The sequence below is a fragment of the Fictibacillus sp. NPDC058756 genome (assembly GCF_042746035.1).
In the GTDB taxonomy this organism is placed as follows: domain Bacteria; phylum Bacillota; class Bacilli; order Bacillales; family Fictibacillaceae; genus Fictibacillus.
This window is the reverse complement of sequence record NZ_JBHYPU010000006.1, coordinates 23271-35462: the sequence shown is the minus strand read 5'-3', so window position 1 is coordinate 35462 and position 12192 is coordinate 23271. Positions and strand designations below refer to the sequence as shown.

General features: G+C 40.2%; 12 protein-coding genes. All 12 read right to left on the bottom strand.

Annotation, left to right across the window (positions count from 1 at the left end; genetic code table 11):
- Positions 1-77 precede the first annotated feature (77 nt).
- The 12 genes from ACFW35_RS19570 to ACFW35_RS19515 all read right to left on the bottom strand — a co-directional run bounded on the left by ACFW35_RS19570 (position 78) and on the right by ACFW35_RS19515 (position 11916).
- Positions 78-437 carry an FtsB family cell division protein gene (locus ACFW35_RS19570; protein ID WP_066285430.1) on the bottom strand — a complete coding sequence of 120 codons (360 nt, stop codon included), beginning with the start codon at positions 435-437 and terminating at the stop codon, positions 78-80.
- A gap of 20 nt (positions 438-457) precedes the next feature.
- Complete coding sequence (gene yabQ, locus ACFW35_RS19565; protein ID WP_379838035.1) at positions 458-1057, bottom strand: spore cortex biosynthesis protein YabQ; 600 nt, start codon at positions 1055-1057, stop codon at positions 458-460.
- On the bottom strand, positions 1054-1365 hold the full coding sequence (gene yabP / locus ACFW35_RS19560; protein WP_066285426.1) for a sporulation protein YabP: 312 nt from the start codon (positions 1363-1365) through the stop codon (positions 1054-1056). The genes yabQ and yabP overlap by 4 nt, the downstream gene beginning before the upstream one ends.
- A 385-nt stretch (positions 1366-1750) precedes the next feature.
- Positions 1751-2017 carry an RNA-binding S4 domain-containing protein gene (locus ACFW35_RS19555; RefSeq protein ID WP_077365610.1) on the bottom strand — a complete coding sequence of 89 codons (267 nt, stop codon included), beginning with the start codon at positions 2015-2017 and terminating at the stop codon, positions 1751-1753.
- Positions 2018-2019: 2 nt separating this feature from the next.
- On the bottom strand, positions 2020-2292 hold the full coding sequence (locus tag ACFW35_RS19550) for an HU family DNA-binding protein (protein ID WP_066285421.1): 273 nt from the start codon (positions 2290-2292) through the stop codon (positions 2020-2022).
- A gap of 126 nt (positions 2293-2418) precedes the next feature.
- Positions 2419-3861: a nucleoside triphosphate pyrophosphohydrolase gene (gene mazG / locus ACFW35_RS19545; protein ID WP_379848256.1), complete on the bottom strand. Its 1443-nt coding sequence runs from the start codon at positions 3859-3861 to the stop codon at positions 2419-2421.
- Complete coding sequence (locus ACFW35_RS19540; RefSeq protein WP_379848254.1) at positions 3858-5444, bottom strand: putative polysaccharide biosynthesis protein; 1587 nt, start codon at positions 5442-5444, stop codon at positions 3858-3860. Before ACFW35_RS19540 ends, mazG begins: the two co-directional genes overlap by 4 nt.
- Positions 5445-5969: 525 nt before the next feature.
- On the bottom strand, positions 5970-6506 hold the full coding sequence (gene spoVT / locus ACFW35_RS19535) for a stage V sporulation protein T (protein ID WP_379838042.1): 537 nt from the start codon (positions 6504-6506) through the stop codon (positions 5970-5972).
- A 145-nt stretch (positions 6507-6651) separates the two neighbouring features.
- Entirely contained in the window at positions 6652-10191 is a 3540-nt protein-coding gene (gene mfd / locus ACFW35_RS19530; protein WP_379848252.1) for a transcription-repair coupling factor, read from the bottom strand.
- Between the two features lie 101 nt (positions 10192-10292).
- On the bottom strand, positions 10293-10523 hold the full coding sequence (locus tag ACFW35_RS19525) for an anti-sigma-F factor Fin family protein (protein ID WP_066285412.1): 231 nt from the start codon (positions 10521-10523) through the stop codon (positions 10293-10295).
- A 64-nt stretch (positions 10524-10587) separates the two neighbouring features.
- Entirely contained in the window at positions 10588-11148 is a 561-nt protein-coding gene (pth, locus tag ACFW35_RS19520; RefSeq protein WP_379848250.1) for an aminoacyl-tRNA hydrolase, read from the bottom strand.
- A gap of 105 nt (positions 11149-11253) precedes the next feature.
- The gene (locus ACFW35_RS19515; RefSeq protein ID WP_379848248.1) at positions 11254-11916 is read right to left on the bottom strand and encodes a 50S ribosomal protein L25/general stress protein Ctc; all 663 of its coding nucleotides are present in this window, start codon (positions 11914-11916) and stop codon (positions 11254-11256) included.
- Positions 11917-12192: the final 276 nt, after the last annotated feature.

Below are 12192 nucleotides of genomic sequence, written 5' to 3'. Positions count from 1 at the left end.
TCCTTAAAAAATCTCAAAAGATATCAATACTTATTATACATTCGAAAAAATCTGCGTGTCAATGAACGCTTCTTGCTTTATTCTGGAAGTTTAAAGATTGTTTCACCAGGCTTTGACATAAAAAAGTCGCGTCTGGCGATTTCTCCAATGTATTCTTCGTCTTTTAGTTTATTCACTTCATCTTTAAGTTGTGCCTTTTCTTCTAAAAGAGCTTTATATTCTTCGGTCAGCTCTTTCTGTTCCGTCTGTTTTTCATTTAAAAGGGAGAGTTGCTCTGCAATACCCGTAATAATTAAAAAAGCAAAAAAGGAAAATACGATAAAAGCCCCCGTTAAACGCCGGTATAGCCCGCGTTTACGTTTAGCGATCACCTTCTCATGGCGTTCTTTATTCTGGATGTATTGTGAGTGAATCTCTGTTATCTTCTTTTGGCGCATTTGTTCGCTCTTCCCCTCCTTTACTTCTTTTTTCCCTTCCAATTGCTGACTTTATTCTTCACTGAATTAAAAAACCCTGCAACTTTTAAATATTTCTCTTTTAAATTATACCATTTTTGTTTTGGAATGAAACGCCATACAAGCGTTCCGATCCACTTAAAAGGGGAAAAAAGAATTTTTAATAAAACAACGACTATTCTTTGTAAAAGCTTTAATACATATAAAAGAATACCCGAAATAATCATAATCAACCATTTTATCGGCATCACAAGTAAACTGTTGAACAGATTGTATAAGAAGCGGAAAATTGCTGCAGCAGCTGAAACAAACCATTCCAGCAGCTTTTTATATATGTTTTCTAAAAGTGCACGATAAGCAGCATAACCGCAAATTAAAGCTATAAAAATATAAAAACGAATTTCCGCGTGATTTACATGAAGAAGAACATAAAAAACCAGCAAAGCCTGTACCAGCCAAAAGAGCAAATCATTTAAGAAATGAAGCCAGTGCCACTTTCGCTTTTCATGGATGAACCGGCTGTAGGTATCAACAGCCATACCGATCCATATCCCCATGAAAACCATAGCCAGCATGGTTTGAAACTGTACGGTTAATGTCATTTGAACAATTTGCCGAAGAAACCTTTATTCTTTTCACCGGTTTGCTGGTCTAGGTAGACAAGATCGAATACTTTCCCTTCGATATTCACTACACCAGATTCTACATCCAAGTTCTTCATCTTCAAGTTTGTCCCGCGTATCGCCAGAAAACCCATCGTTGTTTCAAGCAGAAATTCCTCATTATCAAAGCTTTCAACCTGTTTAACGCCTGTGATCTCCAGATTCTTACGGCCTATCATTCTTACATCATGATTTGGAGTGCTTACTTTTTGATTATAGTTGTTATTAAAATCATATCGTTGGTCCATACATTCCCCTCCTCTATTCCATACAAATGTATGAAACAAGCTGGGGGAATAGAACAAGCTATGATAAACCTGTTAACGAGATCAGTGATGTTTTTGAAAGTAGTTGCTCTCCGTTACAGGATGCTCGCTTTCCGCGGGGTGTGCAAAGAGCCACCTCAGCGCTTTGCGCCATCAGGTGTCTCACCTGTCCCACTAATCCCGCAGGACAAGGAAGGCTTCCGCAGCGTTAACTTCGCACGAAGAAAATGTGCTTTTTCATTTTCGAGGAGTCTCGCACCTTACACTCCAATCAACCTATCAATGTAGGCAATTCACTAAATTCTCTAGGCGCAATAATCTTTAGAAAAAATCAAAAATGAAAAAGAACCTGAAGAATTCAGGTTCTTTACTCAGTCGTTTCGATGCGGTTTTCTTCGAGGACGGTATACATGTTGTCAGCGTCCTCTTTTTTGGTCGTATCCTTAAGCTCGTTGATTTTCACCTTTACAAGCTTTTGGCCAAAGCGGATCGTAAGCTCGTCCCCGACTTTTACATCAGAAGAAGCTTTCGCCTGCAATCCGTTTATCGTGATACGGCCTTGATCTGAAATCTCCTTCGCCACGGTTCTCCGTTTAATAAGACGGGAGACTTTCAGAAATTTGTCTAGGCGCATGCTTACTTAACAGCTTCTTTCAGCTTGTTGCCTGCTTTAAATGCTGGAACAGTAGCAGCCGGGATTTGAATTTCTTTACCTGTTTGAGGGTTGCGGCCAGTACGGCTAGAACGCTCGCGAGTTTCAAAAGTTCCAAATCCAACAAACTGTACTTTTTCTCCGCCTTTAAGAGCAGAAGTGATTTCATCGATTACGCCATTAACGACTGTTTCTACATCTTTCTTAGTAAGACCTGACTTTTCTGAGATATTTGTTACCAATTCATTTTTGTTCATTTTTATTACCTCCTAAAGTTTCTTTCAAAGAATTCGCTAGAAACCCTTTATAATTAAGGGTTCATGATATTTCTCGAGAAAATATTCTCTATTTCTCACTATAATCCTTCTTTGTTGAAAAAAAAATTATTTTGCTTCGTCCCAAAGACGGTCCATTTCTTCCAATGTTACATCTTCAAAAGAAAGGTTCTTCTCCTTAAGTGCTGACTCTATATAACGAAATCGCTTATAAAACTTTCTGTTCGTTGCGTTAAGAGCTTCTTCAGGGTCTATTTTATAGAAACGGGCTAAATTCACAACTGAAAACAGCAGATCACCAAGCTCTTTCAGCTGTTCTTCACCTTCAGCTTCCTGGAATTCTTTCAATTCTTCTAAAATCTTATCATAAACCGGCCCTGTTTCTTTCCAGTCGAATCCAACCTTAGCGGCTTTTTTCTGAAATTGAAAGGCTTTTTGAATAGCCGGCATACCTTTAGGCACACCATCTAATAAAGACTCTCTTTTTTCCTTGCCCGCTTCTTGTGCTTTTATAGCTTCCCAGTTAGCTACGACTTTATCGGCATCTTCTGCAATTACATTACTAAACACGTGAGGGTGACGGCGGATCATTTTCTCGGTTAAGACAGAGATCACATCATCCATTGCAAAAAATCCTTCTTCCTCGCTAATTTGAGCGTGCAGGAGCACTTGCAGCAAAACATCACCAAGCTCTTCAGCTAAAGTCTCATCATCTTCCTCATCGATCGCTTCCAGCACTTCGTATGCTTCTTCAATTAAATATTTCTTCAAACTGACATGTGTTTGCTTCTGATCCCACGGACAGCCTCCAGGACCTCTCAATCTTTCAATAACACTTTTTAAAAATGAAAAGTCTCTGTACATCAACGTTTCTTCTTTGACAGGAGGTACGTATACAGCGGTTAGATTGTTTAATGTTACAGACTGATCTAACTCGAATACCGGAACTCTTTTGATCGTCTCACTAGAGCTTCCGGCTGCTGTTACAACAGCCACTTCATAATCATCTGGATACTTCTCCATAAGTGTCAATTTTACTTCTGATGCGATAAATGCATCGTACACTTGAACAATAACAAGATGATGCCGAATTTGGATTTCTTCTTTTTTTAGTAATGTCCCATCAAGAATTTGGCACCCTTCAATCGGGTCAATCCTTAAGGCCGTGTACATTTCATCGAGAAAACTTTTACCGCCAGCCACTGTAACCTCTGTTTTATTTTGATCAGCATTATGCAGCAAAAGCTGAACCGCCTGCTCAGCAACTAAAGGATGACCTGGTACGGCATAAATGACATGTCCGTTTTCTTCCACAGCCTTAAATAGTAGTTCTGCAATTTCCTCATATACAGGCTCAAACTGATCATGCTTTTCATAGATATCATCAAATGTTATAAATGTTTTACCTTGTGCGATAAGCTCTTCTACAGCAGGGTGATGAATCGTTCTCGCATATACTGTTTCTGCTGATTCAAGCAGCCGGTAAATACCGAGCGTCATTTGATCTAGGTTCCCTGCTCCTAGGCCTATTATTGTAATTTTCTTATTCATTTTGGCCTCCTTTTTTTCAGCCGTTCTACTAACTTCTTAACCGTGTCGACCGAATGGAATACTGATTCCCACTCTCCTTGAGAAAATATTTTAAATTTTATAATGACTGTAAGATAGATTACACCGCCAAGCACCGAAGAAGTTATGCTGATAAACATAGCATCTAATCGCGAAACACCTTCAAAAATATTTTCAGCAATAAATATCCACAACAAAACACCGGCAGCCATAACACCTAATGAAAAAAGATAAGAGAATAGGTTTAAAGCTCGAACATTGCTCAAAAACTTTGTTGCCATTTGAAGCTTTATTAATTGGAACACTGCAGCAATACTTGTAGCAATGACAGTTGAAAGTGCTGCTCCTTCCATTCCGAATTGTGGTATCAGTATCAGGTTCCCCGCAACTTTTACGAACATTGCAGCCAGGATGGATAGCGCTGCATACCTTCCATGACCGATCCCCTGCAAAAGACCTGTAGAAGTATAAATAATAGATACTGAGACAATGGACAGACACAATACTGCAAGTGCAGTTGATCCCTCTGCATTCTTAAAAAGCATAGTATTTAGAGGTTCCATGATACAGATGAGCCCAACTGCTGCAGCACCGCCAAAAACAACAGAAATTTTCACTGACAGTTTTGTGAGTGACTGAATATCAGCATTTCTTTTTTGCTGTACTAAATGAGCCATTTCTGGTACGACAGCAAGTGCTAAAGATGCTGCGGCTACGGTTCCCAGCTGGAGAAGAGGTTGCCCCCGGTCAAATACCCCTTTTAACAGTTTGGCGTCATATACCTGCATACCGCTTTCGACCCACACATTTACAAAAAGGAATGCATCAACCAGCTGCATCAACGCTAAAACAAGTGCGCTTAAAGAAAGATAAATACTCGATTTCAGCAGTTCAGCTCCATATGTAACCCTTATTTTTGCTTGAGGTTGATAAGCGGGAGTAATTCCTTTTCTCCAGAAAAACAAAAGGAATAATCCTGAAGCTACAGCACCTAAAACAGATCCCGATAAAGCACCTGCTCCTGTTTCATAGCTGGAATAGCCTTCTTTAACAAAATAAAATGAAATTAATAATATACCTGAAACTCGAACGGTTTGTTCGAGCAACTGCGAAAAAGCTGTAAGCTGCATATCACCATACCCTTGATATGCACCTCTGAGAAAAGCAGATAGCGGTATAAATAAGAACAGTACGGATATAACACGAATAGGCAATGTAAGGTGGCTGTCACCCATTAAATTTGCTATGTAAGGTGCAGATAAAAACAAAGACACAAAAGAAATAATCCCTAACAAAAAGGATGTCCAAATTGACGTTTTTATAAGATGATCATTATTACTTTTTTCTGATGCGATCATTTTAGACAGAGCCATCGGAAATCCTGTAAAAGCAATAGCAGCGGCTATCGCATAAAAGGGATAGGCTTGCTGAAATACATAAAAACCGAAATCACCTGTCATGTTTTGATAGGGAATCCGGTAGACGGCACTCAATACTTTAACAACAAGGGCTGCTGCAGTAAGCAGCAAAGCACCTTCCCAAACAGAAGACTTTTTTGTGTTCATTCTAGTACCTCAAAAATCCTTAACGTTTTACTTCCAATTTTAAAGGCGAAAACTTTGTTGCTCTAGAAAGTGGTTGATTTCCGCTCCAGAATGCCCGCTTTCCGTGGGGCGGGCGGTGAGTAGTCTCCTCGCGCTTTGCGCCATTAGGAGTCTCACCTTACTGCTTCATGGAAATATCCTTGCTCCTGCGTCTACTAGTAAACGCTATCGATGTAAGCTCCTCGTCGCATGCCTAGCTAGAAGCTTCTCAGGCAGTAGGCACGCACCTTGCTCTCCAATCAACTTGCAATGAAGAGAATGGAAAAGAGACCAAAGGCAACATTTTTTAGAGATGAGCCATTTTAAAAGAACCTATTCAGATAAATATTTCCCGGGACGACACATGTCGACATATCTCATTACAATTCTTTTTAATTCAACGTATTATACCATAGTTACCTGTGCTTTTTGTTGTTGGATATTACGTATCACCTGGCGATACACAAGAGCACAAACAAAAAAAGAAAGGGCGAAAAAAGCCCTTCCTTATTGCTCCATCTGTCTGGCTAAAAATCCTGCAGCTGTTTCAGCAAGTTTCTGCTCCAGTTCATTAAGCTTCTTTCCTTCTTTTCCGATCATTACGACCGCTCCGATTGGATCGCCACCCGCTATGATTGGAGCGATAACATGAGATGTATTTTCTTTAATTCCATCTATAAGCTCGGCTTCTGTTCCGTTTGATTCAACCAGTGTCTTCCGGTCACTCATAGAAGATTCCACTACTTTGCCGATCGCTTTATTATGATAGTCTTTTTTGGATCCGCCAGCTACCGCAATATATGTATCGCGGTCAGCAATTAAAACAACATGACCTGTACTGTCAGCAAGACTTTCCGCATATTCTTTCGCAAAGTCGCCAAGCTCATTGATTGGAGAATATTTTTTCAAGATGACTTCTCCATCTCTGTCTACAAAAATCTCAAGCGGGTCTCCCTCGCGAATTCGCAGTGTTCTGCGGATTTCTTTAGGAATAACAACGCGCCCAAGGTCATCAATACGTCGAACGATACCAGTCGCTTTCATATAAATAATGCCCTCTCTTTCGGATGATGATAGTGCACTGATGTAACAACAAAATGGTTCCTTCTCTGAAAGAATGTTCCATTTTCTAGGTTTATTATTTGTTACATCTCCTGTTCTATTCACGAATGAGAGGGCTTATTAAATTTTAGAGTGTATTTGTTGTCTTTTCTTTCCTCGCATGCTTTATTTCTCTTAGGAAAAGATCAATTTGTTTTAACAGCTCTAAATCTTTTAGGCGTTTTCGGTTAATAACCACTTTCATAAAGTTATTTTGCATCCCAAGGTTCACATGTCTTCCGATCTTGTTTGCGATCTCAAACATTTTTCCTCCATCAACTGAAGCCGTCGAACTTTCGGTAAGAAGCATATTGATCGTGTCTTGCTTTTGTTCGATCGATTGAACGCCTTCACGCTTAGCACGCAGCTTTATTCCTGCTGCCAGTAGCAAGCATTCGACTTCCACAGGATAATCGCCAAAACGATCGATGAATTCTTCCTGCAAGTCAGAAATATCTTTTAGCGACTTAGCAGCCCGTACATGCTTATACATTTCGATTTTTTGCTTCTCATCTCCAATGTAACTTGAAGGAATATAAGCATCCACTTCTATATTGAGGTCCACTTCTTCTTCCACTTCTTTTGGTTTTGTTCCTTTGCGTTCCTCGATAGCTTCTTCAAGCATTTGCGAGTAAAGGTCAAAACCTACAGAATCAATAAACCCGTGCTGCTGAGCACCAAGAAGGTTTCCTGCACCGCGGATAGACAGGTCGCGCATCGCAATCTTAAAGCCTGAACCTAACTCTGTAAATTCTTTAATTGCCTGAAGACGTTTCTCAGCGACTTCTGTTAAAACTTTGTCACGCTGATACGTAAAATACGCGTAAGCAACACGATTCGATCGTCCTACACGGCCGCGGAGCTGATAAAGCTGGGATAAGCCCATCTTATCCGCATCATAGACGATTAGCGTATTCACATTCGGAATATCGACACCCGTTTCAATAATCGTTGTTGATACTAATACATCATAGTTTCCTTCTAAAAACTCAAGCATGACCGTTTCAAGCTCGTTCTCTGACATTTGACCGTGTGCATATGCCACCCTGCAATCAGGAACAAGCATGGAAATCTGTTCAGCCATTCGTTCTATGGAATCAACCCGGTTATATAGGAAATATACTTGACCACCGCGTCCCATCTCTCTTTCAATCGCTTCACGGACCAGTGAACCGTTATACTCCATTACATAGGTCTGAATTGGGAAGCGGTTTTCAGGAGGTGTTTCTATGACCGACAGATCACGTACTCCAAGCATTGACATATGGAGTGTGCGCGGAATTGGCGTTGCTGTTAAAGTAAGTACATCTACATTCGATTTCAGCGTTTTAATCTTTTCTTTATGCGTTACTCCAAAACGCTGTTCCTCATCGATAATTAATAATCCCAGGTCTTTATATTGCACGTCCTTTGAAAGAAGACGGTGTGTACCGATCGCAATATCTACAGTGCCTGCTTTTAATCCTTTTATTACTTCATTCTGTTCTTTTTTTGAACGGAACCGGCTTAAGCTGCCAATCGTAATCGGAAACTCTGAAAACCGCTCACGGAATGTTTCGAAGTGCTGCTGAGCAAGAATGGTTGTCGGCACGAGGAAAGCTACTTGCTTGCCATCCATAATAGCTTTAAAAGCTGCACGGATAGCTACTTCTGTTTTGCCGTAGCCTACATCTCCGCAGAGCAGCCGGTCCATAGGACGAATGCTTTCCATGTCCTTTTTAATCTCTTCAATTGTACGAAGCTGGTCTTCTGTCTCCTGATACGCAAAGCTGCCTTCGAATTCACTCTGTTCTGCACCATCCTCTGAGAAAGCGTATCCTTTGCTTGCTTCACGTTCAGCATAAAGCTTAATTAAATCATCTGCTATATCCTGTACAGAAGATTTAACTCTGCTTTTTACTTTTTTCCAGTCGCTTCCGCCTAATGAATAGATCTTCGGCTCTTTACCTTCAGAGCCTACATACTTTTGCACTTGATCGATCTGATCAACAGGTACGTAAAGCGTATCATTGCCAGAGTACTTAATGTGCAGATAATCCTTATGCACACCTTTGATCTCGAGTGTTTCAATACCTAAATATTTTCCGATCCCGTGATTAACGTGAACAACATAGTCCCCAACTTTTAACTCCGAGTAGCTTTTTATGCGTTCAGCATTTGTCATCCGCTGCTTGCGGACAGGGCGCTTCGCTTTTTTCGTGAAAACTTCCTCTTCTGTTATGACAACAAGCTTTTGTTTGGTTGATTCAAAGCCACTAGCAAGGTCTCCAAGCAATATCTGGCTTGTTTTCGGGCGAATATCTTTATCGTCATCTATTATCCCAGCATCCATCTCATAGTCAGCCAGGACTCTTTCCAGACGGTTTGCACGCTCTTTGTTCAGCGCAACAAAAACGATCGCAAAGCCAAGCTTTTTCCAGCGATCCATTTCTCCTTTTAACACATTCATCTGTCCATGGAAGTTCTGCATACTTTTGCATTCTACATTTAATATGTTTTGCGGTTGAGTATGAGGAACATGCCTTAAGAAAAGGGATAGATAAATAATCGGGAAACTCTTTTTGTCACCGAGGAGTGCATTCGTGTCTGGTGATATCGTGAGACCCCGGACAAGCTCACCATGTTCCAATAGAGCTGTCTGCCACTCTGCTTCTTCCTTATCGAGCTGCTGGCTCGTTTCCTGAATCCGTCCAATCTCATCCATAATGATTAAGCAGTCAGGAGAAACATAATCCAAAAGGCTTGCCGGATTATCATAAAACAAAGAAGCGTACTTATACATGCTTTGGAACTGTTGATGCTCTCTTAAACGTCCTGTTTCATAGCTGATATTTTCAACAAGCATCTCTTTTAGTGAATCATCTTTAATATTTTTTAGCGTATCTGCCAGCCTAGCATCAATCCGTTCAGCTGCTTGTTCGTAATGCTCGTCAAACAAAATGAGTTCTTCTGCAGGAGCAATTGAGATTTCTTGTACTTTATCTTTTGAACGCTGCGTTTCTGCTTCAAAGAACCTGATAGAATCAATCTCTGTATCAAACAGTTCAATACGAACAGGGTTTTTAACAGTTAAAGGGAAAATATCAATAATTCCCCCGCGCACACTAAATTCACCAGGGGTTTGAACCATAGAAGTTCTTTCATAACCCATTGCAACAAGTTTATTCAAAATTTGATCTGGATCGATCTCCTCTCCCATTCGAAAAGACAGACCTGCTTGTTTCCAAATTTCAATTGGCGGCAAGTATCTTCTTAATCCTGCAATCGGTGTAATGATGACACCTGAAGCAGACTTACTTAAATAGTTCAAAGCTTCGATACGCTGGCTTTTTAATTCTGGACTGGATATCGCCATTTCTGAAGAGATCAAGTCATTAACCGGATATAAATAAACCTCATCTTCAGGTAAAAGAGAAGTTAAATCTTCATATAACTTTTGTGCCTGAAATAAGTTATGTGTGACAACCAGTTGAGGCTTACCGGTTTTTTCATGCAGGCTGCTGATCAGCATTGTCCGTGCAGAACCTGATAGACCCGCTACTAATTGTTCTTTCAGGCCAGCATTTATACCATTTAAAATAGAATCAAAATCTTCTCCCTGACTAAAATATCTCTTTAATCCGAGCAATTCTTTCTCCCCCTCTCAAACGCCGTTCATAGCTGTAAACTATGACATGTAAACAGAAAAAGGCTTTGGTCCGCATCATAGCCTGCGGCCAAAGCAATACCTTATTGAATAAAAGATTTCAGTGTGTGAAATTCAGGATACCGTTCTAATGTATCCTGACAATCTTCACAAGTAGTCGTTACTTCTATATCTCCATTCTCTTTGTAGGAGAGTAATTCCTGCCGTTCTTCTGCAGTTAGTGTTTCAAATCCAAGATTCGCTGCGTTCACAGTATGGTGATCAATGGTGCCAACATGTGTTTTACAATGCCTGCACCGGTAATGAATAGCCATATAAGTTCCCCTTTCGGTTAGCATTCTACTAACCATTATGAGCGGAACATGTGTAATCTATTCTTTACCCGTTAAACTTATTCATCACCCTATCAAATGATGTATCAATAAAAGCTTCACTTGCTTTAATTGCACGTTCAATTCCATTCTCCACATCAGGCTGCTCTTCTTTTGAAAAACGATTAAGTACAAAATCAGGAACAGGCTGCTGATTTGCTGGACGTCCGATACCGAAACGGATTCGCTTAAATTCCTGTGTTCCAAGATGGGCAATCATAGACTTAATGCCATTATGACCGCCAGCACTTCCTTTTGTTCGAAGTCTTAGTTTACCTGGCTGAGTATCGAGGTCGTCATAAATCACAAGAATGTCCTCAACAGGTATTTGAAAATAATCCATAAAAGGACCAATACATTCACCAGACAAATTCATGTATGTGAGCGGTTTAAGTAAAAAGATTTTTTCGCCGCCAACGTTTGCTGTTCCGTATATTCCCTTAAATTTTGTTTGCTGCATTTGAATGTTCAGAGAATCGGAAAGTCTGTTGATTACTTCAAACCCAATGTTATGTCGGGTTCCATCAAATCTTGATCCAGGATTCCCGAGTCCTATAAACAATTTCACTTTTGGTTCACCTAACCTTTTAATGTCTTACGAACATTGTACATCAATTCTGGTAAACAGAATAAAAACGCAGCGACCGCTGCGTTTTATATATATCTATTCGTCTTACTTTTCCTCTTCCTGACCTTCCTGACTATCGTCAGCTACAGATTCAGAAGACTCTGGAGCATCTCCAGCTTGGTCCGCTTCTTCTGTTTCTGGATCAGTTTCTTCATCCTGAATCTTAGGAGGTGTTACACTCGCTATCACTTCATCTTCTCCATGAAGAATTTCGTATTTGCTGCCAGTTGGCAAGTCCTTAACGTATAAGGAATCACCAATGTTTAATTCTTCAACGGAAGCTTCCAATTGCTCGGGAAAGTCAGACGGGAGTGCTTTCACGTTTACAGTTGCGTGTACACGCTGCAGAATTCCGCCTTCTTTAACACCAGCAGATTCACCTGTCAGTACAACAGGCACCTCAGCTTCTGTTTCTTTATTTAGATCAATAGCAATAAAATCAATATGAGTAACTGCATTCTTTAAAGGATGTACTTGCATTTCCTGTACCATTACAGAATAATCTTTTCCATCCACTTTAAGTTTGAGTACGCCGTTTTTACCTACTTCTCTATAAGCTTTAATAAATTCAGGTTCATCAACGGACAGTGCAACAGACTCTGTTCCGTAACCATAAAGGTTTGCAGGAACATGTCCTTTATTTCTTAACTCCGTCAAAAATGAACGTTTTTCAGTTTTTCGTTTTTCGACTGTTAGATTCGTTGCCATATTGAGATCCACCTTTCCTATTTCGAGTCTCTTAAAAGGATTACCCGAAGTGAAAGATTTTAAAACGTGGAGTTAGAAATCTGTTTAGCAAGTTCTTCTTAAGCGAAATTTGATTTGTTTTTTAGGATATTACTTTTAGCATCTTCTTAAAAGCTGTCTTAGCAAAACTTGTTGCATGAAAGCCGTTGATTTTCGTTTCAGGTTGCTCGCTTTCCGGGGGGTGGGCGGTGAGCCTCTTGGCACATTTGTGCCTTTAAGAGTCTCACCTGTCCCACT